The 23,836-nt window shown below is 71.6% G+C and carries 26 protein-coding genes; 10 read left to right on the top strand and 16 right to left on the bottom strand.

What is annotated here, in order from left to right; all coding sequences use genetic code 11:
* Nucleotides 1–118 precede the first annotated feature (118 nt).
* Complete coding sequence (locus AC0HI0_RS30305) at nucleotides 119–952, top strand: GGDEF domain-containing protein (protein ID WP_480926914.1); 834 nt, start codon at nucleotides 119–121, stop codon at nucleotides 950–952.
* A gap of 84 nt (nucleotides 953–1,036) precedes the next feature.
* Here AC0HI0_RS30305 and AC0HI0_RS30300 read toward each other — a convergent pair whose 3' ends face one another.
* The 3 genes from AC0HI0_RS30300 to AC0HI0_RS30290 are packed head-to-tail and all read right to left on the bottom strand — an operon-like array spanning nucleotide 1,037 to nucleotide 2,951.
* On the bottom strand, nucleotides 1,037–1,663 hold the full coding sequence (locus AC0HI0_RS30300) for a hypothetical protein (RefSeq protein WP_480926913.1): 627 nt from the start codon (nucleotides 1,661–1,663) through the stop codon (nucleotides 1,037–1,039).
* Nucleotides 1,660–2,307, bottom strand: a complete 648-nt coding sequence (locus AC0HI0_RS30295; RefSeq protein ID WP_480926912.1) for a hypothetical protein — start codon at nucleotides 2,305–2,307, stop codon at nucleotides 1,660–1,662. The genes AC0HI0_RS30300 and AC0HI0_RS30295 overlap by 4 nt, the downstream gene beginning before the upstream one ends.
* A complete protein-coding gene (locus tag AC0HI0_RS30290) occupies nucleotides 2,304–2,951 on the bottom strand; it encodes a hypothetical protein (RefSeq protein WP_480926911.1) in 648 nt (215 codons plus the stop codon). The genes AC0HI0_RS30295 and AC0HI0_RS30290 overlap by 4 nt, the downstream gene beginning before the upstream one ends.
* A 202-nt stretch (nucleotides 2,952–3,153) precedes the next feature.
* Between AC0HI0_RS30290 and AC0HI0_RS30285 the strand changes: the two genes are divergently transcribed.
* The 6 genes from AC0HI0_RS30285 to AC0HI0_RS30260 all read left to right on the top strand — a co-directional run bounded on the left by AC0HI0_RS30285 (nucleotide 3,154) and on the right by AC0HI0_RS30260 (nucleotide 8,543).
* The gene (locus AC0HI0_RS30285) at nucleotides 3,154–3,558 is read left to right on the top strand and encodes a GntR family transcriptional regulator (RefSeq protein ID WP_480926910.1); all 405 of its coding nucleotides are present in this window, start codon (nucleotides 3,154–3,156) and stop codon (nucleotides 3,556–3,558) included.
* Nucleotides 3,555–4,430 (top strand): ABC transporter ATP-binding protein, encoded by an 876-nt coding sequence (locus AC0HI0_RS30280; RefSeq protein WP_480926909.1) that lies wholly within the window; start codon nucleotides 3,555–3,557, stop codon nucleotides 4,428–4,430. Before AC0HI0_RS30285 ends, AC0HI0_RS30280 begins: the two co-directional genes overlap by 4 nt.
* On the top strand, nucleotides 4,427–5,449 hold the full coding sequence (locus tag AC0HI0_RS30275) for an ABC transporter permease (protein ID WP_480926908.1): 1,023 nt from the start codon (nucleotides 4,427–4,429) through the stop codon (nucleotides 5,447–5,449). The genes AC0HI0_RS30280 and AC0HI0_RS30275 overlap by 4 nt, the downstream gene beginning before the upstream one ends.
* Nucleotides 5,450–5,591: 142 nt before the next feature.
* Nucleotides 5,592–6,779, top strand: coding sequence for a 5-(carboxyamino)imidazole ribonucleotide synthase (locus tag AC0HI0_RS30270; RefSeq protein WP_480926907.1), 1,188 nt, complete (start codon nucleotides 5,592–5,594; stop codon nucleotides 6,777–6,779).
* Nucleotides 6,780–6,796: 17 nt separating this feature from the next.
* Nucleotides 6,797–7,264, top strand: coding sequence for a 5-(carboxyamino)imidazole ribonucleotide mutase (gene purE / locus AC0HI0_RS30265; RefSeq protein WP_480934422.1), 468 nt, complete (start codon nucleotides 6,797–6,799; stop codon nucleotides 7,262–7,264).
* A 115-nt stretch (nucleotides 7,265–7,379) separates the two neighbouring features.
* Nucleotides 7,380–8,543 (top strand): acyl-CoA dehydrogenase, encoded by a 1,164-nt coding sequence (locus AC0HI0_RS30260; protein WP_480926906.1) that lies wholly within the window; start codon nucleotides 7,380–7,382, stop codon nucleotides 8,541–8,543.
* A 179-nt stretch (nucleotides 8,544–8,722) separates the two neighbouring features.
* Here AC0HI0_RS30260 and AC0HI0_RS30255 read toward each other — a convergent pair whose 3' ends face one another.
* The 4 genes from AC0HI0_RS30255 to AC0HI0_RS30240 all read right to left on the bottom strand — a co-directional run bounded on the left by AC0HI0_RS30255 (nucleotide 8,723) and on the right by AC0HI0_RS30240 (nucleotide 11,487).
* A complete protein-coding gene (locus AC0HI0_RS30255) occupies nucleotides 8,723–10,135 on the bottom strand; it encodes a hypothetical protein (RefSeq protein WP_480926905.1) in 1,413 nt (470 codons plus the stop codon).
* On the bottom strand, nucleotides 10,108–10,257 hold the full coding sequence (locus AC0HI0_RS30250) for a hypothetical protein (RefSeq protein ID WP_480926904.1): 150 nt from the start codon (nucleotides 10,255–10,257) through the stop codon (nucleotides 10,108–10,110). The genes AC0HI0_RS30255 and AC0HI0_RS30250 overlap by 28 nt, the downstream gene beginning before the upstream one ends.
* A 422-nt stretch (nucleotides 10,258–10,679) precedes the next feature.
* Entirely contained in the window at nucleotides 10,680–11,159 is a 480-nt protein-coding gene (locus tag AC0HI0_RS30245; RefSeq protein ID WP_480926903.1) for an SRPBCC domain-containing protein, read from the bottom strand.
* The gene (locus AC0HI0_RS30240) at nucleotides 11,149–11,487 is read right to left on the bottom strand and encodes an ArsR/SmtB family transcription factor (RefSeq protein ID WP_480926902.1); all 339 of its coding nucleotides are present in this window, start codon (nucleotides 11,485–11,487) and stop codon (nucleotides 11,149–11,151) included. The genes AC0HI0_RS30245 and AC0HI0_RS30240 overlap by 11 nt, the downstream gene beginning before the upstream one ends.
* A gap of 141 nt (nucleotides 11,488–11,628) precedes the next feature.
* Between AC0HI0_RS30240 and AC0HI0_RS30235 the strand changes: the two genes are divergently transcribed.
* Nucleotides 11,629–12,027 (top strand): DoxX family protein, encoded by a 399-nt coding sequence (locus AC0HI0_RS30235; protein ID WP_480926901.1) that lies wholly within the window; start codon nucleotides 11,629–11,631, stop codon nucleotides 12,025–12,027.
* Between the two features lie 68 nt (nucleotides 12,028–12,095).
* Here AC0HI0_RS30235 and AC0HI0_RS30230 read toward each other — a convergent pair whose 3' ends face one another.
* The 3 genes from AC0HI0_RS30230 to AC0HI0_RS30220 all read right to left on the bottom strand — a co-directional run bounded on the left by AC0HI0_RS30230 (nucleotide 12,096) and on the right by AC0HI0_RS30220 (nucleotide 15,597).
* Nucleotides 12,096–12,791, bottom strand: coding sequence for a TIGR03089 family protein (locus AC0HI0_RS30230; protein WP_480926900.1), 696 nt, complete (start codon nucleotides 12,789–12,791; stop codon nucleotides 12,096–12,098).
* Nucleotides 12,792–12,834: 43 nt separating this feature from the next.
* Nucleotides 12,835–13,995: an LCP family protein gene (locus AC0HI0_RS30225; RefSeq protein WP_480926899.1), complete on the bottom strand. Its 1,161-nt coding sequence runs from the start codon at nucleotides 13,993–13,995 to the stop codon at nucleotides 12,835–12,837.
* 117 nt (nucleotides 13,996–14,112) lie between these two features.
* Nucleotides 14,113–15,597 carry an LCP family protein gene (locus AC0HI0_RS30220; protein ID WP_480926898.1) on the bottom strand — a complete coding sequence of 495 codons (1,485 nt, stop codon included), beginning with the start codon at nucleotides 15,595–15,597 and terminating at the stop codon, nucleotides 14,113–14,115.
* Between the two features lie 211 nt (nucleotides 15,598–15,808).
* Here AC0HI0_RS30220 and rfbB point away from each other — a divergent pair, with 211 nt between their 5' ends.
* Together rfbB and rfbD are read left to right on the top strand one after the other, a co-directional pair.
* Entirely contained in the window at nucleotides 15,809–16,798 is a 990-nt protein-coding gene (gene rfbB / locus AC0HI0_RS30215) for a dTDP-glucose 4,6-dehydratase (protein ID WP_480926897.1), read from the top strand.
* The gene (rfbD, locus tag AC0HI0_RS30210) at nucleotides 16,798–17,688 is read left to right on the top strand and encodes a dTDP-4-dehydrorhamnose reductase (protein ID WP_480926896.1); all 891 of its coding nucleotides are present in this window, start codon (nucleotides 16,798–16,800) and stop codon (nucleotides 17,686–17,688) included. The genes rfbB and rfbD overlap by 1 nt, the downstream gene beginning before the upstream one ends.
* Before the next feature lie 43 nt (nucleotides 17,689–17,731).
* Here the strand turns inward: rfbD and AC0HI0_RS30205 are convergent, their stop codons facing one another.
* The 6 genes from AC0HI0_RS30205 to AC0HI0_RS30180 all read right to left on the bottom strand — a co-directional run bounded on the left by AC0HI0_RS30205 (nucleotide 17,732) and on the right by AC0HI0_RS30180 (nucleotide 23,836).
* Entirely contained in the window at nucleotides 17,732–18,172 is a 441-nt protein-coding gene (locus AC0HI0_RS30205) for an Imm1 family immunity protein (RefSeq protein WP_480926895.1), read from the bottom strand.
* Nucleotides 18,173–18,616: 444 nt separating this feature from the next.
* Nucleotides 18,617–18,802 carry a DUF397 domain-containing protein gene (locus AC0HI0_RS30200; protein WP_480926894.1) on the bottom strand — a complete coding sequence of 62 codons (186 nt, stop codon included), beginning with the start codon at nucleotides 18,800–18,802 and terminating at the stop codon, nucleotides 18,617–18,619.
* Nucleotides 18,784–19,635, bottom strand: a complete 852-nt coding sequence (locus tag AC0HI0_RS30195; RefSeq protein WP_480926893.1) for a DUF5753 domain-containing protein — start codon at nucleotides 19,633–19,635, stop codon at nucleotides 18,784–18,786. The genes AC0HI0_RS30200 and AC0HI0_RS30195 overlap by 19 nt, the downstream gene beginning before the upstream one ends.
* A 181-nt stretch (nucleotides 19,636–19,816) precedes the next feature.
* A complete protein-coding gene (locus tag AC0HI0_RS30190) occupies nucleotides 19,817–20,908 on the bottom strand; it encodes a glycosyltransferase family 4 protein (protein WP_480926892.1) in 1,092 nt (363 codons plus the stop codon).
* Nucleotides 20,901–23,393, bottom strand: a complete 2,493-nt coding sequence (locus AC0HI0_RS30185) for a glycosyltransferase (RefSeq protein WP_480926891.1) — start codon at nucleotides 23,391–23,393, stop codon at nucleotides 20,901–20,903. The genes AC0HI0_RS30190 and AC0HI0_RS30185 overlap by 8 nt, the downstream gene beginning before the upstream one ends.
* Nucleotides 23,394–23,440: 47 nt before the next feature.
* On the bottom strand, nucleotides 23,441–23,836 hold the full coding sequence (locus AC0HI0_RS30180; protein WP_480926890.1) for a CU044_2847 family protein: 396 nt from the start codon (nucleotides 23,834–23,836) through the stop codon (nucleotides 23,441–23,443).

Here is a 23,836-nt window from a genome sequence, read left to right as displayed (position 1 = left end):
TGACCTACCGGGTAGCGGACCGTCACCCGGAACCCCCCAACTGGGGCCGCGGAGTGCCGTCATGGATCAGCCGCGACGACGTCCCGTATCCGTATCCCCAGGTCGAGGAGGCATCCGGGTGGGTGTGCGGGAAGCAGCCGCCGGCGAGGCCGGCAAGCCGGCGATAACCCGGCGGTCCGGCGCGGACAGGGCACGGGCGCTCAGGTCGAGGTGGCGGACGGCGACGATGGCGGCCGGGTGGTCCTACCCGGCGGACTGGCCGCTGGCCGAGATCGACGAGGTCTGCGCGGCGGTGCTGGGCACCGGGGACGCGGGCCCCGAGCTGTACCGGTTGGGCGGCGCGCGGGCCGAGGCGGGCGCGGGCCTGGCGGAGACCCTGCTGGACCTCGCCGCGCTGCACGCGGTGATCGAGGAGCCGCCGGGCTCCACCGGCATCATCTCGCCCAACGTCGACGCCATCCCGTCGCGGATGCTCCGCGCCACGGCGCTGGGCTGGGGCGACGTGATGAGCAGACAGGCGGCGAGCAGCGAGGCGGACAACCCGCTGACCGGCTTGGCGACCGGCGCGTACCTGCGCACCAGGCTCCGCGAGGTGTACGCCGAGGCGCGCACCGCCGGCCGCCAGGACTACCTGCTGGTGCTGGTGGCGCTGGACCTGAGCCGGACCTCCGGCTGGTCCCGGGTGGTGGCGATGACGCTGCTGGCCGACGCGCTGAACGAGGTGTTCGACTCGGGCCAGACGATCGCGTCCATCGGCCCGTCGCTGGCCGCGGTGCTGGTGAAGAAGGACGAACGGCTGCACCGGACGGTCGCGAACCTCCGGTTGTTGACGGCCGATCGGCTGGCCGTGGACCCCCATGTGGCCCCAACCGGGCCCGCCGAGGTTTGGCTGGAGGAATTGCCGGCCACTTATGAGCAGGCCGCCGAACTGCTAGCCGGGTTCGGGCGCTGACCTTTCCCCCTGTCCAGCGCCCGCTCGAATCTCCCCTCCCCCGAGGCCCGCGACGTGAACCCCCCACGTCGCGGGCCTCCCCTTTCAGCGGTAGGCGACGGCGATCGGGGCGGTCGTCGCGGGGTGCTTGTCGTCCAGCACCTCGACGGTCCACGGTTGGCGGGTCGTGTCGATCCCGCCCCGGACCAGTTGCCCGACGAACCGGGACCCGGCGCACGTCATCGTGATGGGGACGAGGTCGTCCGGCGGCCGCACGCCGTTGCCGACCTGCGACCCGTCGAACGGGGGACCCGTGACCGGGGTGCAGCGGTCGCCGCTCCACAGCTCCAGCATCCACGGCGGGGTCTCGCCGACCGGCGGCTGCGCCGGCAGCGGCGCGGGCAGTTCCAGCAGGGTCGAGCCGACGGGGCACGCGGCCCTGGGCTCGGTGGGGTGGGCGAAGCACGGTTCCGCGACCGCGCCGTCCAGGTGGTCCCCGACCGCGCCGTCGCCGCCCAGCCGGCACCGCCACGCGTCCGCCCGCAGCACCACCTTCGACCGCCGGTCGCAGACGCCGCCGTGCTGCCAGTAGTCGTCCACGCCGCCGTCCCGCCAGACGTCGAACACGCGGACCTCGGTCTGCCGCACGTCGTCCGGCGACGGCACGCGCGCCTGCTCGGCGGGCGCGCAGGCCGCGACCAGCGCCACCACGATCACCAGGAGTCTCTTCACCGGTAGGCCACCATGATCACCGTCGGTTCGTCGGGTCCGGGCCCGGCCGAGACCCGCAACGTCCACGGCTGGGCGGTCGTGTCGACGCCGCCCCACGCCAGGTCGCCGGCCGGCGAGGGCACCCTGGGGTCGAGCGGGTAGCACGTCATCGTGACGCCGCGACCGTCCCGCCTCGGGAAGTCCACCGGCACGTCGGGCGCGCGCACGCACCGGTCGCCGGTCCACAGCACCACCATCCACGGCGCGACCTCGGCCACCGGCGGCGTCCGGGTGGGCAGCGGTTCGGCGAGGGCCACCACCGTGAACAGGTGCTCGTCCACGCCTGCCGGGCAGGCCGCCCGCGCTTCGGTGGGGTGGGCGAAGCAGGGTTCCAGGACGCCGCCGTCGGTCGAGGGGTGGTCGTCGCGGATCCGGCACTGCCACGCGTCGGGCCGCTGCACGACCCGCGAGGGCTTGTCGCAGGTGCCCCGCCGGTCGATCACGTCGGTCACCAGCCCGTCGCCCCACGGGTCGTACTCGCGGACCTCGGTCAGCCGCACGTCACCCGGCGCGGCGTTGGGCGGGCGGACCACCGGCTCGGCGGGTGCGCAGGCCGCGACCAGCAGGACGGCCACGAGGGCCGGGTGCGCGCCGGGCCGCCTCATCGGTAGGCCACCGCGATCGCGGCCGGCACGGGGGCCTCGGAGGTCGTCGCCGAGACGAGCAGGGTCCACGGTTGGCGCGCGGTGTCGATCTCGCCCCAGCCGTGCGCGCCGGTGCGCGACCGCCGCCGCGAATCGGCCGGGGCGCACCGGGCCGTGACGGCGAGCCCGTCGCGGGTGGGCAGCCCGTCGGGCAGGTGGTGGCTGCGGATGCACCGGTCGCCGCTCCACAGCACGACCATCCACGGCGGGGCCTCCACGATCGGCGGCGAGCGCGGGGTCAGCGGGGCGTCGAGGAGCATCAGGTAGTAGGCGTCCTGCCCCTCGACGCCTTCGGGGCAGGCGGCCTTCGGCTCGGTCGGGTGGGCCAGGCACGGGTCGTGGACGCCGCCGTCGGTCATCGGGTCGTCGCCGGAGACCCGGCACTCCCAGGCGTCCGGGCGCAGCGCGACCCGGGACGGCTCCGCGCACACCGCGCGCCGCTGCACGACCAGCTTGACCAGGTCGTCGCGCCACGGGTCGTACTGCCGGACCTCGGTCCGCACGACGTCGGCGGGCGTGCCGGCCGGCGCCGGGTAGGCCGCCTCGGCCTGCGGTCCGGCGCAGGCCGTGACCAGCGCCAGGGCGACCAGGGGGAGCTTGCGCATCGGGAACCCGGCTCACTGCTCGGCGACCGCGGCGCGGTCGGACAGGGGACGCCACCGGCCCGGCGGCGTCGACGTGGCGAATCCTCGCGCATCGCGGACGTCGAGGACATGCACAACTGCGGCCACTCGACCCGGTGAATTGACAGCCATTCGGTGTTCTGGTCTTCTATTGTCTTAGTTGACTAGAACAATCTGGAGGCGGGTGGTGGAGTTCCGCATCGACCGGGCCGGCGGCCTCCCGGCGTACCTGCAACTCGTCCGGCAGGTGCGGGAGGCGCTGCGGCTGGGCTGGTTGGGGCCGGGGGACCGGCTGCCGACCGTGCGCGACGTGGTCGCGAGCAGCGGTGTCAACGCCAACACCGTGCTCAAGGCGTACCGCGAACTCGAACTGTCCGGCCTGGTCGAGGCACGCCAGGGCTCGGGCACGTTCGTGAAGGCCGGTCTGGGCTCGACCGCGCCCGAGGTGATGGACGCGCTGCGGGTGCGGCTCGCCGAGTGGGTGCGCGAGGCGCGCGCGGCCGGCCTGGACGAAGAGGACGTCGAAGCGTTGGTGCGGTCCGTGGTGACCGCGGGCCGGAGCGAGGGGGAAGGGGTGGCGGTCGGATGACCACTACCGCGGTGGAAACGATCGAGACGGCGGCGCCGGCGGTCCGCGCGGAGGCGCTGGGCAAGCGCTACCGCGCGAAGTGGGCGCTGCGCGAGTGCTCGTTCGAGCTGCCCGCCGGGCGGGTGGCGGCGCTGGTCGGCGCGAACGGCGCGGGCAAGACGACGCTGATGAGCGTGCTCGCGGGCCTGCTCACCGCCGACGAGGGGTCGGCGGGCACGGCGGGCCGGGTGGCGTTCGTGTCCCAGGAGAAGCCGGTCTACAAGCACTTCACCGCAGCCGAGATGCTGCGGCTGGGCGACCGGCTCAACCTGGTGTGGGACCAGGAGCGCGCGGAGCGCTGGCTGGAGCGGTTCGAGATCCCGCTGGACCGGGCGTGCGGCAAGCTCTCCGGCGGCCAGCAGGCTCAGGTGGCGTTCGCGCTGGCGATCGGCGCGCGGCCGGCGGTGCTGATGCTCGACGAGCCGCTGGCCAACCTCGACCCGCTGGCCCGCCGCGAGGTGACCGCCGAGCTGCTGGCCGAGGTCGCCGAGACGGGCATGACGGTGCTGCTGTCCACGCACGTGGTGGCCGAGCTGGCCGGCGTCGCCGACCACCTGCTGCTGCTCGCGCACGGCCGGCTGCTGGCCGGCGGCGACCTGGACGAACTGCTCGCCCGGCACGTCACCTACGCCGGCCCCGCGTCCGAGGCGCCGCCGGTGCTCGGCACCGTCGTGGAGGCCCGGCACCGCGGCAACCAGTCGACGTTCCTGGTCGAGCTGCCCGAGGGGCGGCCCCGGCCGGTGGTCGCCGGGCCGTGGGTCGAGCGGCCGGTGACCTTGGAGGACTACGTGCTCGCGCAGCTCGCGGCAACCCGGAAGGGGCTCGGCGGATGACCGTCACCACGTCCACCCCGGCGCGGAACAAGGAGCGGGTCGGCTGGGGCGACCTGGCCTGGCTGGCCTGGCGGCAGCACCGCTGGCAGCTGATCGTCGTCGGCGGCGTCGCCGCGCTGGCCGCGCTGCTCGTCCTGTCGATGGCGTGGACCATCCAGGCCACCGACAGCACCATGCACGAGATCCCGCTCGTCGGGTTCGGCTTCCACGGCGCGGCGCAGCTGTTCGCGATCGTCCCGATGGCGGCGGGCGGGGTCATCGCCGTGTTCTGGGGCGCGCCCCTGCTGGCCACCGAGTACGAGCACAAGACGCACGTCGTGGCGTGGGGGCAGGACGTGTCGCCCACCCGGTGGCTGCTCGGCAAGGTCGTGCTGCTGGGCGTGCCCGCGGTCGGCTTGGCGGCGGGCTTCGGCGCGGCGGTGACGACCCTGCTGCGGGTGGTCAACGACGTGACGCTGCGCGCACACCCGCAGGCGGTCGGGTACGTGCCGTTCCAGCCGTTCTCGACCGAGCCGTTCGAGGCCGTGCCGCTGGTGCAGGCGTCCTACGCGGCCTTCGGGTTCGCGCTGGGCCTGGCGCTGAGCGCGACCACCCGGCGGACGGTCGTCGCGATGGCCGGCACGCTCGGGATCTTCGTCGTGGTCCGCGTCCTGGTGGGTGCCCTGTGGCGGCCGCACTACTGGTCCGTCGAGCGGCTGCTCCAGCCGTACAACCCCGGGGGCGTCAGCACACCCCAGCGGGAGGAGCAGCTGCGCGACACCATGCGGGTGGACAGCGGCTTCGCCGACAGCTCCGGCAACGAGGTGCCCTTCCCCATGGAGTGCTCCACGAGCGCGCGCCAGGAGAACGACTACGTCGACTGCCTGCACCGCCACGACGTGGTGAACTACTTCACCGACTACCACCCCGCCGACCGGCTGGTGCCCTTCCAGCTGGCCGAGTTCGCGATCTTCACGCTGCTCGCGGCCGGGCTGGTGGCCCTGGCCTTCTCCCGGGTGCGCCGCGCGCACCGGGGGTGACCGACCCGGGCCGGCCGCACCGCGACCGGCCCTGCCGAGGGAGGTCCCGCGCACTTCGGGGGTGCGCGGGGCCTGCCTGTTTCCGGCACCGCCGGACGGTGTGGTCGGGGGCCGTCGTTTGCCCAGGTAGAATTCGCTTCCCGTGGACTCCCGAACTCGTCTCCCGATCGTCGGCATGATCGGCGGCGGGCAGCTCGCCCGCATGACCCACCAGGCCGCGATCCCGCTGGGCCAGTCGCTGCGCGTGCTGGCCGAATCGGACTCCGATCCCGCCGCCCTGGTCGCGCGGGACGTCGAGTACGGCAAGCACACCGACCTGGACGCGCTGCGGGCGTTCGCGAAGTCGTGCGACGTGCTGACCTTCGACCACGAGCACGTGCCGCAGGAGCACCTCAAGGCGCTGGTCGCGGACGGCGTGAAGGTGCACCCCGGCCCGGAGGCTCTGGAGCACGCGCAGGACAAGCTGGTGATGCGGGTCAAGCTCGCCGAACTGGGGCTGCCGGTGCCGCCGTTCAGCGCGGTGCGGGAGACGGCGGACGTGCTCAGGTTCGGCGCGGAGCACGGCTGGCCGTGCGTGCTCAAGGCGGTGCGCGGCGGCTACGACGGGCGCGGCGTGTGGATGCTGAACACCCCGCAGAGCGCCCAGCGCGTGGTGCCCGAACTGCTCGCCGCCGGCACGCCGCTGATGGTCGAGCAGTGCGTGCCGATGCGGCGCGAGCTGGCCGCGCTGGTCGCCCGCTCGCCGTTCGGGCAGGGTGCGGCGTGGCCGGTGGTGCAGACCGTGCAGCGCGACGGCATCTGCGTCGAGGTGCTCGCCCCCGCGCCCGACACCTCCGGCGAGCGGGCGCAGGAGCTGGCGCTGCGGATCGCGGCGGAACTCGGCGTCGTCGGCCTGCTGGCCGTGGAGCTGTTCGAGACCGCCGACGGCCTGGTGGTCAACGAACTCGCGATGCGCCCGCACAACTCCGGCCACTGGACCATCGAAGGGGCCCGCACCTCGCAGTTCGAGCAGCACCTGCGGGCCGTGCTGGACTACCCGCTCGGCGCGACCGACCTGGTCGCGCCCGCCGTCGTCATGGCGAACGTCCTGGGCGCGGCGACGCCGCCCGACATGGGCCCCGACGAGCGGCTGCACCACCTGTTCGCCCGGTTCCCCGACGCGCGCGTGCACCTGTACGGCAAGGCGGAGCGACCGGGGCGCAAGATCGGCCACGTGACGTTGCTCGGCGAGCGGCTGGACGAGGTGCGCGAGCGGGCGCGGCTCGCGGCGCACTGGCTGTCCGACGGCGTGTGGCTGGACGGGTACGACATCCACGGAGGACAGCAGTGACGTCAGTCGGCGTGATCATGGGCAGCGACTCGGACTGGCCGGTGATGAAGGCCGCCACCGAGGCGCTGGCCGAGTTCGACGTGCCGTTCGAGGTCAGCGTGGTGTCCGCGCACCGGACGCCGCAGCGGATGCTCGACTACGCCGCGTCGGCCGCCGGGCGCGGGCTGCGCGTGATCATCGCCGGCGCGGGCGGCGCGGCGCACCTGCCGGGCATGGTCGCCTCGGCGACGGTGCTGCCGGTGATCGGCGTGCCGGTGCCGTTGAAGTACCTGGACGGGATGGACTCGCTGCTGTCGATCGTGCAGATGCCCGCGGGCGTGCCGGTGGCGACCGTGTCGGTCGGCGGCGCGCGCAACGCGGGCCTGCTGGCGGTGCGCGTGCTGGCCGCGTCCGACCCGGCGTTGCAGGAGCGGATGGCGGCGTTCCAGGTGTCGCTGGAGCGGCTGGTGCTGGAGAAGGACGAGGCGCTGCGCGCGTCGCTGTGAGCGCGGTCGGCGAGGTCGCGTAGCCGGTTCGGGCCCTGTTGTCGACAGCACAGGGTTCAAGCCGGTGAACGCGCGCTAACATCTCGGTAGAAGCCCTACCGGGAGGTAACTTAACGTGGACCCGAGTTTCGGTACCTACCAGCTCGCGGAGGAGCACGAGGCGCTGCGCGAGGCCGTCCGGTCGCTCGCCGACAAGGAGGTCGCGCCGCACGCGGCCGACGTCGACGAGCAGGAGCGCTTCCCGGTCGAAGCGCTCAACGCCCTGGTCAAGTCCGGTTTCGCGGCCGTGCACGTGCCCGAGGAGTACGACGGCCAGGGTGCCGACTCGGTGGCCACCTGCATCGTGATCGAGGAGATCGCGCGCGCCTGCGCGTCGTCGTCCCTGATCCCCGCCGTGAACAAGCTCGGCACCATGCCGATCCTGCTCTCGGCGTCGGAGGACCTGAAGCGGCAGGTGCTGCCGTCCATCGCGTCGGGCGAGGCGATGGCGTCCTACGCGCTGTCCGAGCGCGAAGCGGGCTCGGACACGGCGTCGATGCGCACCCGTGCCCGGCTCGACGGCGACCACTGGGTGCTCAACGGCACCAAGTGCTGGATCACCAACGCGGGCGAGTCGACCTGGTACACCGTGATGGCGGTGACCGACCCGGACGCGCCGAAGAAGTCGCAGGGCATCTCGGCGTTCGTGGTGCACAAGGACGACCCGGGCTTCGTCGTGGGCTCGAAGGAGCGCAAGCTCGGCATCAAGGGCTCCCCGACCAGGGAGATCCACTTCGAGAACTGCACCATCCCCGAGGACCGCGTCATCGGCGAGCCGGGGACGGGCCTGAAGACCGCCCTGCGCACGCTGGACCACACCCGGCCGACCATCGGCGCCCAGGCCGTGGGCATCGCCCAGGGCGCGTTGGAAGCCGCGATCGCCTACGTCAAGGACCGCAAGCAGTTCGGCAAGGCGATCGCCGAGTTCCAGGGCGTGCAGTTCATGCTCGCGGACATGGCGATGAAGATCGAGGCGGCCCGGCACATGGTCTACGTCGCGGCGGCGAAGGCGGAGCGCGGCGAGCCGAACATCGGCTTCATCACCGCGGCGGCGAAGTGCTACGCGTCCGACGTCGCGATGGAGGTGACGACCGACGCCGTCCAGCTGTTCGGCGGCGCCGGCTACACCCGCGACTTCCCGGTGGAGCGCATGATGCGCGACGCCAAGATCACCCAGATCTACGAGGGCACGAACCAGATCCAGCGGGTCGTCATGTCCCGCGCCCTGCTCCAGGGTTAGATCGACGATCTCCACTCCGGTGTGGAGGCGGCGGGTTTCCGTGATCGTGCCGCCTCCACACCGTGCTCGACAGCACCGGGAGATGAGTATTCGTCGCTTTCTCGTCGCGCGGTCGCGGCGGAGACCGCATTTCGCGGGCTGCCGGCGTCGGCGCCGACCGGGGTGGTCGACGGAGAAGTTCAGCCGCCGTCTTTCAAGGTGAGGCGCGACTCGGCACCGGTGACCACGCACCGGTGCGATTCGGAGATCAGGTGGCTGATGCAGTCCTCGACCTTTTCGGTGCCGGCCGGTCGGCGGGTGTTGTAGATCGCCCCGGCCAGGTCTTCGGTGGTGTGCACGTTGATCGTGCACCCCTTCTCCAGCAGGAAGACGATGAATTCCGAGTCGAGCTTGGTGCGCCAGTTCGGTTCCATCGAGTCGACCGGCCGCTTCAATTCCGTCCACGTCGCACCGATCGTGGCCCCGTTGCTCACCAGCACGTGGCACCGGGTCAGCAGAACGCACAGGAATGAACGCACGCGGGACCACGGGTAACCGCGTGAAGGATCGTGCAAGAGGTGGTTCTGGCCCGTCTGCCGGGCCTCCTCGACGGCCTTGCGCACTCGTTCGACGGCACCGCCGAGCAGGTCCCGGACGGTGATCGAGGGCAACTCCTGGAGCAGGTTGTCCATTTCGTCGTAGACCGCCTCGCGCACCTCCTGGAACGGCCCGAAGCCGTTCGACCGGAGCACGCTGAGGTAGGAATCGCTTTCCCGGGACGTGCCGTCCGCAGGCGCTCCGCCGGTGAGCTGCGGTTCGGCGGGAACGGTCGGCGCGAAGGGCTTGGCGAGCGCCCGGCCGCGATCGGTCAGGACGATCGTGGGATTCGGCTCCGGCCCCTGCACTCGTACGAAACCTCGTTCCTGGCCGAGCGTGACCAGGATGGAGATGAACTTCTGGGCGTTCGAGAACGACCCGGTGCCGTCCTTGTCGAATTTCGGGTCGAGCTTCTTCAACTCGCCGCGCAGGTTGGTCTTGAGCTGCGAGCCGCCGGTGTTGGCAACCGCTCTGACCAGGTACTTCACCGCTTCGGACGACGGCATGAAGGACTCCTGCCAGGACGGCGGGCCGGCCGGAGCGCCGTTCTCGTTGTGCAGCACCGTGCGCAGGTCCAGGAAGTGCAGCCGGCCTTCGCCGGCCAGTGGGCTGCTGACCGTGTGGTGGCGCACGGCGGGGCTGAACGAGCCGACCGTCATGGATTCGTCCGGTGGCAGTTCGCTGAACGTTCTGGTCAAGGTGTCGAGTAATCCGTGCTCGACCTGGGCCGCGGAGAGTTCTGCGGAGAACGTCCGCACCGTCGCGCCGCCGGCCTCGTCGGTCTGGAGCTTGCCGTCGACGGTGCACACGGTGGCGGACGCGGGGGAGAAGTCCGGGCGGCTCTTGTCGATCAGTTCGACCAGCTGTGCCTCGCGGTTTCCTACGGTTCCGGTGAGATCTACGAAGTAACGCATGGGGCCGGCCTTCCGCCTGGACGTAGCGTAAAGGGTTAGGCTGGCTCGTCGCCAGCCTAACCCTTTTCCTTTGGTCAGCCCTGGTCCCGCTTGCCTGGCCACTTGATGTCCACGGTGGAGAGCAGGGCTTCGAGCACAGCTACCACGACCGCGTGCCAGAGAAACGTGCGAGTCTCCGACGGGTAGAACTCGGCGGTGTAGCTGAAGAGAATGAGGAACAGCACGCATGAGAGTGCTGTAAGCTTCTGCTTCATGGTAGGTCTCCGGTTGAGTTCAGCCACCCGCATTGGCGGGCGGCGATCAGTGCCGAAGACATGAGGCTGTTTAATTGTGGCTGAATGTCTGCCGATTATCGCGTGATGCGTGTCGTCGAAGAATTCAGGACTGACGATTGTGGAATCAGGTCTGAGTCGTGATGCGTACCGACTGTGGAGTGATGACTGCGGAGTGTCGCGGAAGGCATGCATTCGAAGATGCTGGCGGTAGCGTAGGCCGGTGCATCGGCCCGCGCAAGCAGAACGGCTGCTCCGAGTGGGCGATGTCGGGTGCCGCGGGACCGATGTGACTGGGGTGCTACCTATTCGACGTCATCATGTTGTTCGGATCGGTAACGCCGGACTTCGGCGCGGCGGAATCGACTCCGCGGTCAGCCGAGGGTGGCCAGGTAGGTCGCCAGGCGGTCGTAGCTGGTGTCGGCTCCGCCGGTCATCCCCGTCCGCATGGCGCGGTCGCGGGCATCGCGGGACGGGTACTTCATGTTCTGGATCACGAGGGTCCGCTCGCCCTCGTCGACGAAACGGGTCGTGTTCACGGTTTCCGGCCAGTCCTCGCCCCACGCCTCGGTCTGCACGGTCTCCGAGTGCGGGGTGACCGAGAGGTACGTGCCGGTCATGCTCATCTCGGTGCCGTCGGACCTGCGCCACACCATGTGCCACGTCCCGCCCGGCCGCAGGTCGACCTCGCAGACCGGCATCGTCCAGCCGTCCGGGCCGAGCATCCAGTGGACGATGTGCTCCGGCTCGGTGAACGCCTCGAACACCAGCCGTTGCGGCGCGTCGAACCGGCGGGTCACCTCGACCTCGACCTCGGACGGCGTGCTCCACGCGGAAGCGGTCTCAGTGGTCATCTTCCTGCTCCTTCATCCGTTCCAGGTACGCGTCCAGGCGGCGGTGGCTGTCGTCCCAGAACCGGCGGAAGCCGTCGGTCCACTCGGTGACCTCGCGCAACGGGGTCGCGTCCAGTGTGCGCGGACGCCACTGGGCGTCGCGACCGCTGGTGACCAGCCCCGCTCGTTCGAGCACCCGCAGGTGCTTGGAGACGGCCGGCCCGCTCATCGCGAACGGCGCGGACAGCTCCTTCACGGTGGCCGCGCCCCGGGCCAGGCGGGCCAGGATGGCGCGCCTGGTGGGGTCCGCCAGCGCGGCGAACGTGGTGCTCAGCGGGTCGTCGGCCATCGTCCACCTAACCGGTAGGTTATCTAACCAAGTGGTTTGATACGCGCCTGTCGGGATGCTGTCAACCCCGCGTGACCGCCCGGAAGTTGTTGAAGATTCATATAGCGTCGGGAAGGGAAATCCACCGACGAAGGGACGGGCATGGTTCGGGACGTGGCGGCACTGATCGGACGGATCGGCGTCGGCGTGGTGTTCATCGCGCACGGCTGGCAGAAGCTGACCGAGTGGGGCCTCGACGGCACCGCGCAGGCGTTCCAGGGCATGGGTGTCCCGCTCCCGACGGTCTCCGCCTGGTTCTCCGCCCTGGTCGAACTCGGCGGCGGCGCGCTGCTGGTCGCCGGCGCGGCACTGCCGGTCGTCGGCATCCTGCTGGCCGTCGACATGGCCGGCGCGCTGCTGATCGTGCACCTGCCCAACGGCCTGCTCGGCGAAGGCGGCTTCGAACTGGTGCTCGCGCTCGGCGTCGCCGCGCTCGCGCTGGGCTTCAACGGCGGTGCGCTCACCGTCGACCGCCTGATCCGGCGCAGGCAGACCGTCTGAGCGGACTCGACGGCAGGGCAAGGGGGCGGGCGGTCCGACGGACCACCCGCCCCCTTGCCGCGGGAGTTCTAGCCGACGAGGTCCAGGTTCGTGTGCTCACTGGCCCGCCGCGCGGGCAGCAGGTCCGCCTTCGCGTTGCTGCACTGCACGAGCGACCCGCCACCGGCCAGCACGGCCAGGAAACCGTTGAGCAGCCCGTCCGGCTGCGCCCACTCCACCGTCGACAGCACCCGCGTGTCCGGACCGATCCCCAGCGTGGCCGCGCGCTGCCGCGCCTCCGCCACCACTTCGTCCACAGTGGACTTGCCCAGCGCGGGCGTGCTGCCGGGCACCGGGCCCCACGGCGTGAACTCGTCGCCGTACACCCGCACCTCGTCCACGTAGTCGAGATCCGCGCCGCAGCCCAAACCCATGGGGTGCAAGGAAACCGTTGCCACGGAGTCCGCGCCGTCGGCCGTGCCGCCGGGTGGCGCGAACGCCACCTTCGCACCCGCCGGGTCCTCCGTCACCGCCGCGCCGCACCACCACGCGCCGAGCAGCACGCCCGCCGTCTGCCAGTGCGCGGGCAGCAGCACCGCCACCGGGTCGCCCGGCTCGACGTCGAGTTCGTCGCGCAGCCAGTTGGCCGTCTTCGCCGCCCAGTTCCCGATCGTCGCCCGCGAGAGTTCGACCCGCGTGCCCGCGGCGTCGTCGTAGTGCGTGATCAGCGGACGGCCGGGGCCCGCCGCGAACAGCGGCGTCAGCAGGGTTTCCGTGACGGTCATGCCACCCACCCTGCCATCCGCGCGCGGACCGCCCCAGCCGGGGTCAGTCGACGCAGGGCGGCCCCTGGGCGAGTTCGCGGCGCGGCCCGTCCAGCGTCAGCGGCCCGCCGCCGGCGAACCGCTTCACCGACGTGGTGGTCGGTGCCGGCGGGGGCGTCTTCGCGCCCAGCACCTCCGCCACGAACGCCTTCACCTGCTCCCGGTCCACCGTCACGATGCTCTGCCCGCGCTCGTTGCGCGCGCCGACCCCGGTCACCGGGATCGTGGTGAACTCGACGTTGCCGCCCGCCAGGCCCCGCATCTGGCCGGCCAGCGTGGCGAGGTCCAGGTTCTCGTCCACCACCACGGACTTGGACATCGCCTCCAGCAGCCCGTTGAGCTTGCCCGGGTCGGTCAGCGTCCCCGCGGACAGCAGCTTGGACACCGCCGCCTTGAGGAACACCTGCTGGCGGGTGATCCGCCCCAGGTCGCCGTTCGGGATGTTCTTGCGCTGCCGCACGAACGCCAGCGCGTCGCCGCCGGACACGCTCTGCACGCCCGCCCGGAAGTTCGCGCCCGAGTCGGGGTCGCTGGTGGCGTTGTTCAGGCACACCTCGACCCCGCCGACGACCTGGGTCAACAGGTAGAACCCGTAGAGGTTGACCTCGGCGTAGTGGTCCACCCGGACGCCGGTCAGGTCCTGCACCACCTGCACCAGCGCGCGCCGCCCGGCCTGGTCGCCGAGCTTGGAGCGCTCCTCCAGGTCGTGCCCGCCCTCGGCGGCCAGCCGCTCCATGGCGAAGAACTTGGTCACCCCGTACGCGGAGTTGATCTTCTCCTCGCCGTGGTCCGGGATCGGCACGTACGTGTCGCGCGGGATGGACACCGCGTGCGCCTTGCCGCCGTTGCGCGGCACCCGCACGACGATGATGGTGTCGGTGTTGAGCGTGTCCGTCGCCTCGGTGCGCAGTTCGCGCAGCACCCGGTCGGGCAGCGGGCGGCCCTGCGCGTCGGTCCGGCTGTCGCTGCCCACCAGCAGGATGTCCAGCGCGCCGTCGTCGGCCGGCGGCGCGTTGGGGATGTCGGACAGGGCGCTCAGCACGTCGGTCGTGTTCACGCTCTCCTGGACCCGCTTGAGCGTGACCCAGCTGTACCCCGCCACCACGAGCACGGCCGCGGACAGCAACGCGAGCAGCGTGCGTCCGGTCATCACCGCGGCCTTCACGGGCGGTCCTCCTAGTCTGGGCGGCCAGGTTCAGGTGGCCTGCTCCGCGCGGCCGTGTCCGACCAGGCTAACCACCTGCCGCCGGTCGGACGCGCCGACGGCCGTCCGGCGCGGTGTTCAGTTGACGCAGACCACACCCTGGGCGGTGATCGGCGGAGCGGACGAGGAGGTCGGCGGGATCGTGGTGACACCGCCGACCGACGAGGTCTCGGACTCGTCGGCCGGTGCGAAGTCCGCGCCCACGTAGACCTGGACCTGCCCTCTCGGCACGGAGTCGTCCTCGGTCGCCGTGACGTTACCGCCCAGGGCGGAGATCACCCTGTCGGCACTCGCCCGCTCCCCGGCCGGGTACCGCACGACGGTGCTGTCCAGGTAGTTGCCGCTGATCGCCTCGCCGCGCTTGAAACCCTTGTTCACCAACGACTCCAGCACGCCGCTGGCCTTGCCGGCGACGCCCGAGGAGTTCACCACCTGCACGGTGATGGCCGACGGCGGCGGGCCGGCCGGCGTGGTCGGCGCCGCCGACGAGCCGGACCTGGGCGCCTGGTCGACGGCCAGGCCCTTGATGAACCCGCGCACCTCGGCGGGGTTGACCGGCAGGACGTTGCCGTCACCGTAGGTGTCCATCGGGTCGCCCACCGGGATCGTGCGGAACTGGATGTTGCCCGACACCAGGCCCTGCATCTGCTCGGCGAACTCGGTGATGTTCCACCGCTCGCTGAGCACCACGGACTTCTGCACCGCGGTGACGAGCTGGCCGAGCTTGTCGAAGTCGGTCAGCGTGCCGGTGGAGAGCACCTTGCGGGCCAGCGCGCCGATGAACACCTGCTGGCGCACGATCCGGTCGAGGTCGCCGCCGGGCAGCCCGCCGCGCTGCCGCACGAACGACAGGGCCTCCGCGCCCGAGATGGTCTGCGGCCCGGCCTGGAAGTCCGCGCCCGAGTCGGAATCGCGGGTGGCCTGCTTCAGGCACACCTCCACGCCGCCGATGGCCTGCGTCACCTCGTAGAACGACGCCAGGTTCACCTCGGCGTACCGGTCGACGGTGACCGCGCCGCCGGTGAGGCCCTCGATGGTCTTGATGAGCGTGCGGCGGCCGGCCTGGGTCGACTCGCGCTCGATGCGCGCCTCGTCGGTGACGCCCTCGTTGCGCAGCCGCTGCCCGGTGTCGTTCTTCTGCCGGACCAGCGCCGAGTTCAGCTTGTGCTTGCCGAAACCGTCCGCGATCTCCACGTACGCGTCGCGCGGGAAGGAGATGGCGACCGCGCGCGTGCCGTCCTGCGGGATGTGCACGAGGATCATGGTGTCGGTGTTCAACGTGCCGTCCGCCACACCGCCGTTGAGCAGCGCCAGCACCTCGTCGGAGAGGGGCTTGCCCTGCGCGTCGGTGCGGCTGTCCACGCCCACCAGCAGGATGTCGATCGCGCCGTCGAGCGGCTTGCGGGCCGCGCCCTGCTCGGTCACCGAGGACGGGATGACGTCCGTCGTGGTGATGCCCTCGCTGATGCCCCGCAGGTAGGTCCACCCGTACCAGGACACGAACAGCACCGCGGCCGACACCAGGGCTATCAGTGAACGCCAGGTGACCACGAGAACACGCAAAGCAGCCGGTCTCGCGGCCGTTTTGGGCGGACTGGTGTCCACTGGTGGTGCCTCCCCCGTGTCCCGCGACTGCTGTCCCAGGTTAGTGGCGGGCCGGGGTTCCGGCCTGCTGTTCCACTTAATACGGGAGACGCTGTAACGACAGGGTGGGTTGCACGGGTAAATACCGTGACAGACTGCGATGGACGACTGTTGTGGAAGGGCATTGACCATGCGCGTACTGGTGACGGGTGGGGCCGGCTTCATCGGCTCGCACTACGTGCGGGAGATGGTGCGAGGCGCGTACCCGGTCTACGCGGACGCCGAGGTGGTGGTGCTGGACAAGCTCACCTACGCCGGGAACGAGGCCAACCTCGCGCCGGTCGCCGACGACCCCCGGCTGACGTTCGTCCGAGGCGACATCTGCGACCGCGGGCTGGTGGGCGAGCTGATGGCCCGAACGGACGTGGTCGTGCACTTCGCGGCCGAGTCGCATGTGGACCGGTCGATCTCCGGGTCCGCCGATTTCGTGCTCACGAACGTGCTGGGCACCCAGACGTTGCTCCAAGCGGCCCTGGAGGCGGGCGTCGCGAAGTTCGTGCACGTCTCCACGGACGAGGTCTACGGCACCATCGAGGAGGGCTCCTGGACCGAGGAGCACATCCTGGAGCCGAACTCGCCGTACTCCGCTTCCAAGGCGTCCTCGGACCTGTTGGCGCGGTCGTTCCACCGGACCCACGGCCTGCCGGTGTGCATCACCCGGTGCTCCAACAACTACGGTCCGTACCAGTTCCCGGAGAAGGTCATCCCGCTGTTCGTGAGCAATCTCATGGACGGCCGCAAGGTCCCGCTCTACGGCGACGGCCTGAACGTGCGCGACTGGCTGCACGTGGACGACCACTGCCGGGGCATCCAGCTCGTGCTGGAGGGCGGCCGGGGCGGTGAGATCTACAACATCGGCGGCGGTACCGAGCTGACCAACCGCGAACTCACCGAGCGCCTGGTGGCCGCGACGGGCCGTGACTGGTCGTTCGTCGAGCCGGTCACCGACCGCAAGGGCCACGACCGCCGGTACTCGGTCGACATCACCAAGATCGCCACCGAACTCGGCTACGCGCCGCGGGTCGACTTCGCCGCCGGCCTGGCCGCGACCGTCGAGTGGTACCGGGACAACCGGTCGTGGTGGGAGCCGCTCAAGCAGCGCGCGGCGCTGGCCGGCTGATGCCCGCGCTCCTGGTGCCCGGCGGCCGAGGACTGCTCGGGCGCGACCTGGTGGCCTCGGTCCCGGCCGACGGCCTGGTGCACGCCCCGTCGTCGGCGGAGCTGGACGTCACGGACGCGGCGGCGGTCTCCGACGCGGTGGCGTCGTTCGCCGCGACCGCGCGGGACAACGACCTCAGGCCCGTGGTGGTCAACGCCGCCGCCTACACCGCCGTCGACGCGGCGGAGACCGACGAGGAACGCGCGTTCGCGGTCAACGCGGTCGGTGCCGGCAACCTGGCCGAAGCCTGCCGCGACCACAACGTCCCGCTGCTGCACGTGTCAACGGACTACGTGTTCCCGGGCGACGGCGCGCGGCCCTACGAGCCCGAGGACGAGACGGGTCCGCGTTCGGCCTACGGGCGCACGAAACTCGCGGGGGAACAGCGGATCCTCCGGACGTGGGAACGGTCCTGGGTCGTGCGGACCTCGTGGTTGTACGGCGCGGGCGGGCCGAACTTCGTGCGCACCATCGCCCGGCTGGAGGGCGAGCGCGACGCACTGTCCGTTGTGGACGATCAGCGCGGCTCGCCGACGTGGTCGCTGGACCTCGCGGCGGGGCTGGTCGAACTCGCCGGGCAGGCGGTGCGGACCGGGCCGGCCGCGCGCGTGCTGCACGCCACGGGCGGCGGCGAGACCACCTGGTGCGGGCTGGCGCGGGCGGTGTTCGAGGAACTCGGGGCCGACCCGGAGCGCGTGCGGGGCTGCGGCACCGAGGACTACCCGCGCCCCGCGCCGCGCCCGGCCTACTCGGTGCTCTCCGGCCGCGCGTGGGCCGAATCGGGCCTGACGCCGCTGCGGCCGTGGCGGGAGGCGTTGCGGGAGGCGTTCGCCACCCGCGCCGTCCCGTGAGCGGGCGGGCGCGCGCCCGGCGTGCGCCCGCCTCCGGGCGTTGTCAGGCGGTCTGCCACCGCACGCACGTCGGACGTGCCGCCGTGGCCAGGAAGTCCTTCAGGGCCAGGCCGAGCGCCTCCACGGGCACGCCCGCGCCGGCCGGGTAGTCGACGTACTCCGAGCGGTACTCGGGGGAGTCCGGCTCGCCGACGAGGGTCGAGTAGTCGTGGTCCGGGTCGGCGTAGGTGAGGTAGCCGAAGCCGTCGCGGATCGCGGCGGCCACGTCGTGGTCCGGGATCTTGGTCCGGCCCGGCGCGCCCAGCAGGCCCTCGGTGTCGTCGAGCAGCGGGCGTTCCTGGTGCTCGATCACCGCGGGCCCGGCGCCGGGCTCGGCGAGGCGGCGCAGGAGCGCGTCCACGTCCTCCGGGCTGCCGACGGTCAACTCGTCGGCGGCCTCGGTGTCGTCCGGGTCGTTGATCGGCCACACGGCGGTGAAACTCATGGGCGGCATCATCGCAGTGAACGCGCTGAGTGACCACCTGAGACGGGTGTTGCGCCGTTGGAGTGGAGCCGGCCTCTCGCACTGGTTTTGCAGACAATCAATGCGAGAGCCTTTCCGTCATGTCCGACCACGGGCGACTTCCTGATGTCTCCGCGCAGCGCTCCGATGGCGAGCGTCAGCGCTTTCTGCGCCGTGTCTGTGCCGTGACGGGTTCGCGGCAGATCTCGTGGAGTGTCCTCACCGGCGGTGCGACGGAGCGCCCGGTGCGCACTTCCTAGCGCCGCGCGTCGGTTCAACGTTGAACGACCGCCGAACGTCCACCGCGCGGTCGACGGGTAAGCACGCGCGGTATCCCCGAGCGTCTCGATTGGCGGCCCGGTGCGGGTGCCGGACGCGTGCCCGCCGGGTGCGCGCGGCCCTCGGCGCGGGCCGCGCGGGGCCGGCTCAGCGCAGCGTCGCGAGGAAGATCGACCAGGTCACCCGGGGCACGGTGAGCCCGGCGGCGCACGGGTTCTTGCTGTCGCGGACGCCGACGCCGACCGGGGTGTGGGCCACCTCCACGCAGTCGGAGTTGCCACCGCTGAAGCTCGACTTCCGCCAGGTCCCCGAGATCAGCTCCGGCGTGCCCATTCGCTGCGCTCCTCTTCGATGTAGCGGCGAAGCAGAGCCACGGAATCCGGTTGGCTCGACGCGACACCACACAGATGTTGAAACGCAAGCCTATACCGGTCGACGTCCGGTTCTTCCTCCAAAAACAACGTTCCACTCAAGTGGTCGATCGCGACGGTTCCGTATCCGTCGTCGAATCGGAAGCACGAGAACGGAACGCCCATTGCCATGTGTTCGCCCGCGCGGTTGGGGATGATCTGGAACTGGACATTGGGCCGGGCCACCAGTTCCACCAGCCGCCGCAGCTGGGCCAGGTGCACCTCCCGGCCGCCCGTCGCGCGCGCCAGGGCCGCCTCGGTGATGATCGCCCACACGGTGAGCGTGCCGTCGAGCACGCGGTCCTGCCGCTTGCCGCGCAGTTCGACCCGCTGCGCGAGCACCTGTTCGCCCAGGTCCGGGTGGGCGGCGCGGATCACCGCGCGGGAGTAGTCCGGGGTCTGGAGCAGGCCCGGGACCAGGTCGACCTGGAACGCCGACACGCTCACCGCGTCGGTCTCCAGGTCGACGAACTCGATGTTGCCGGGGTTGGCCGCGTCGTCGTAGCTCTGGTACCAGCCCCGGGTCTTGGCGGTGCGGGCCAGGTTCACCATGCTCTCGACGGTCGCCCGGCTCGCGCCGTACAACTCGCACAGCCGCCGCACCTCGTCGGGTTTCGCGCCGAGTTGGCACAGTTCGATCTTGGTGATCTTCGGGTGTTTGCAGCCGAGGTGCGCCGCGGCGTCGTCAATGCCGACGCCCGCGTTGGTGCGCATCTGGCGCAGCCGGCGGGCGAGCCGGCGCTGTTTCGGAGTCATCCCGTCCCCCCGATCACGTGACGTTTGGAAACTCGTTCCACGGTGGATCGCTGAATTCGACCGACAGGTGCGATCGATCAGAATACTGTTCCATCAATCGAGGAAGGCTCGGCAATGGCCGGGCGGTCGCCGGTCGCCGGCCCGCCCCGGGTGGGGGTCGGCGGTCGGCGTCGGTCGGCGGTCAGCGTCGGGCGGCGGCGGCCAACCGGTAGGCGTCGACGGTCTTCTCCGCGGTCTTGCGCCAGGTGAACTCGGCCGCGTGCGCCCGCCGGGCCGCCTGGTCGCCCGGTGTGGGCGCGGTCTCCACCGCCTCCACCAGGGCCTGGCCCAGTGCCTCGGCGTCGCCCACCGGCACGTGCACGGCGTGGCCGCCGGCCACCTCGCGCAGCGCCGGCACGTCCGTGCACACCACGGGGACGTTGCAGGCCAACGCCTCCAGCACCGGCAGCCCGAAACCTTCGTCACGCGACGGCAGCACCAGGGTCGTCGCACCCGCTACTACGCTGCGTAGGTCGACGTCCTTCAAGTACCCCGTTCGCAGCACCCGGCCGTCCGTTCCGGTGTGGCCGGGTCCGGCCAGCACCAGCGGGGGCAGGGTGGGGTGCGTGGCGTGGGCCTCCATGAGCGTCGCCAGGCCCTTGCGCGGCCCGCCCGCGCCGACGAACAGCACGTACTCCGCCGGCAGGCCCAGCCGGGACCGCAGGCCGTCGCCCGGCGGCCGGGCCGCGAACCACGCCGGGTCCACGCCCAGCGGCGTGACGACGATCTTGTCCGGGTCGACCTCGAACCGCTCGGTGACCACGTTCGCCACGGCCTGGGTCGGCGTGCACACGACGTCCGCGCGGACCGCCGACTTGCGGACCAGCTCGGGCAGCCTGCGGTCGGAGTGCGGCAGGTCCTGCGGCGCGTCCAGGAACGCCAGGTCGTGGATCGTGACCACGCCGCCCGCGCGGATCGCCGGCGGCAGCACGAAGTTGGTGGCGTGCATGACGTCGGTCGGCCCGGCCAGGAACTCGACCGGCGGGAACGGGCCGCGCAGCCAGAACTGCCGCAGCAGCCGCGCCGACACCGGCAGGCCGCGCGCGGTCACGTCGTGCGGCAGCACGGTCCGCAGCGCGCGCCACCCGCGCAGGGTGAAGGCGACCGCCCGGACGTCGACCGCGTCGCCCATCGACGCCAGCTCCTCGGCCAGCGCCGAGGTGTACCGGCCGATGCCGGTCCGGTGCCCGAGCAGGGGGGTGCCGTCGATGAGCACCTTGAGCGGCTTAACCATTGCCGCGCAGCTTCTTGAGGACCCGGCCGGTGGCGCGCTTGGCGACCTCGGTCGCCCCGCCCTGGTTCAGGTACTCCCGGACCAGCCGCACGTCGCGTTGCAGCTTCTCCTTGCGCCCCAGCGGCCGGTTGCGCACCATCGGCGCGGAACCGGGCAGCCGGTCGGTGGCGGGCCGGGGGGTGCGGCAGAAGTCGACCAGCGGGGCCAGCACCGCCTCCCAGGTGAACCGCTCCCGGACGGCCGCGATCCGCTCGGTGCACCCGGCGGCGAACTCCTCGTCGTACAGGACCTTCTCCAGCGCTGCGGCCAGCGCGTCGGCGTCCTCCGAGGGCACCACCACGCCCAGCCCCTCGCGCTGCACCAGGTCGGCGAACGAGTCGCCGTCCGTGGTCACGATCGGCAGCCCGGCCCACAGGTAGTCCAGCACCCGCGTGCGGAACGCGAACGTGGTCTCCACGTGCTCGTAGTGCGTGGTCACGCCGCAGTCGGCGTCCAGCAGCCAGTTCTGCCGGTCCTGGTAGGGCACCCACGCCTCGTTGAAGAACACCGTGCTGCCGACCAGCCCGAGGCGCTTGGCCAGCGCCCGGGTCTGCCCGGTGATGCCCATGTCCGGCACCTCCGGGTTGGGGTGCTTCATGCCCAGGAACACCAGCTTGGCGTCAGGGTGCGCGCCGCGCAGCCGGTCCACCGCGTGGATCAGGGTCAGCGGGTCGAACCAGCTGTAGACGCCGCCCGCCCAGAGCACGACCTTGTCGTCCGCGTCGATGCCCAGCGTGTCGCGCAGGCCGGGTCCGGTGCGTTGCGGCGGCTTGCCGGACAGGCCGAACGGGACGACGGCGAGCAGCGACTTCACCGTGGGGTCGGTGTCGTACAGGGCGGGGGTCAACCGGCCCATGGACGCCAGGTGGCCCAGCCAGAAGTGCCGCTGCCGCTCCGAGGCGCACAGGAAGAAGTCGCCGCGCGCCAACTGGTTGTTGAGCACCCGGGTGACGCCGACCAGGTCCTTCTCGCGCTGCTCGTCGGTGGCGTCGCGGCCCTGCTCCAGCAGCTCCAGGTGCATCGGGTCGTAGATGTCGCAGACCACGACCTTGGTCGACTCCGGCGTCTTGAGCTGCGGCAGGAACTCCAGCGCGTGGCCCTGCAACACGATCACGTCCGCCCACACCAGGTGCTGGTCGGCGTCGCGCGGCTTGATGCCCAGCACCTCGAAGGGCGCGTCGGGCGGCGTGCACAGCGGGTTGATCGTCACCAGCCGGACCTGGTGCTCGTCGGAGAGCACCTCGGCCATGTTCCACGCCCGGATCGCGGGCCCGGCCATCTTCTCCGAGATGGCGTCCCCGGTCACGATCAGGATCCGGCGCGGTCGCCCGTAGAGCTCCTCGATGCCGAACACGTCGACCAGCACGTCGTGCGCGGCCAGGTACCGCTCCAGCGGGTAGGCGGGCTCCAGGGCCTTGCGCATCAACGGGACCAGGTCCGCGTCGGACACCCGGCGCGCGGCCTGCTCGACCCGGCGCGACTCGGCCAGCGACGGCAGCAGCTCCACGAACTGGTCGATCGCCAGGAACCCGGCCAGCGCCTGGCGCGACACCGGCACCGGCGCGGCGTCGGCGGCGGGGTCGGCGGGCCGCCGGGTGATCTCCAGCTGGCGTGGGTCGATCTCGCCGCGCGCGGTCGCCCGGCGGACCGCCAGGGCCAGCGCGGCGGGCAGCGCCTTGGCCAGCGTCTCGTCGGACACGTTCTTGTAGAGCGCGGCCAACGCGTTGCGCTCCAACAGGAACAGCTCACGGCTGACGTCCACAGTGGACATCGACGCGTGGTGCTTGTGGTAGGTCAGCGAGGCCGGCTCGTAGCGCACCCGCCAGCCCCGCAGGTTCAGCCGCCAGCCGAAGTCGACGTCCTCGTAGAACATGAAGAAGCGCTCGTCGAACCCGTCCAGCTCCTGGAACAGCCGGGCCCGCACGACCAGCGCCGAGCCGGTGCCGAACAGCACGTCGCGCGGCACGTCGTGGGACCCGTCGTCGGGCTGCCCGGCGTGCCGCTTGTAGCCCATGCCGAACCAGGTCAGGCCGCCGTCCACGAAGTCGATCGCGCGGCCGTCCCAGTCGAGCACCTTCGACGCCACCGCCCCCACGGTCGGCTCGGCGCGCAGCACCCGCACCGCGGCGCGCAGCCAGTCCGGGTGCGGGCGGGCGTCGTTGTTCAGGAACGCGAGCACCGCGCCGGTCGCGTGCCGCGCGCCCAGGTTGCAGCCGCCCGCGAAGCCGAGGTTCTCCGGCGCGTCGAGCACCAGCGCCTGCGGCACGGCCGCCCGGACGCGGTCCGCGCCGCCGTCGCCCGAGGCGTTGTCCACGCAGATGACCTGGAGTTTCTCCGCCGGGTAGGACAGCTCGGCGAACAGGGCGCGCAGGCAGGTGATGGTGTCGTCGGCGCCCCGGTAGTTGACCACGACCACCGACACGTCAGGCAGGCTTGCTGGCTCCACGCGCTAAGCCTGCCTCATGGCGGTCCCGGACACTTGACGAAGGTGGCCTACGCCTCCGATCCGGCCTCCCCGCCGTCGCCCTCGTCGTCCTCGTCCTCGACCGGCGGGGGCGCGGGCAGGCTGTCGCGCTGCCACTCCACGGTGACCTTGATGTGGGCCTCGGCGGAGGACTTGGCGATCGCCAGCGCGGCGCTGGAGCTGACCTTCAGGCCGATCTCCACGGCCACCTTGTCCGGCCGGGGGTTCGGCATGCTGCCGATCTTCGTGGCGACCGCCCGCGCCACCTTCTTCGCCCGCTCGATGCCCGCTTCGAGCGTCTCGTCCATCTTCTCCACGGCGGCGTCCCAGCGCCGGCCCGCGAGCACCGGGCCGTCGTAGTCCTCGTCCAGCTCGAACGGGACCAGGTCGCCGTCCTCGGTGCGCACCTCGACGTACTCCGCCAC

The sequence above is a fragment of the Saccharothrix sp. NBAS 001 genome (genome assembly GCF_056640475.1).
Note: the sequence above shows the minus strand (reverse complement) of the source record. Positions and strands in the feature narration are given on the sequence as shown.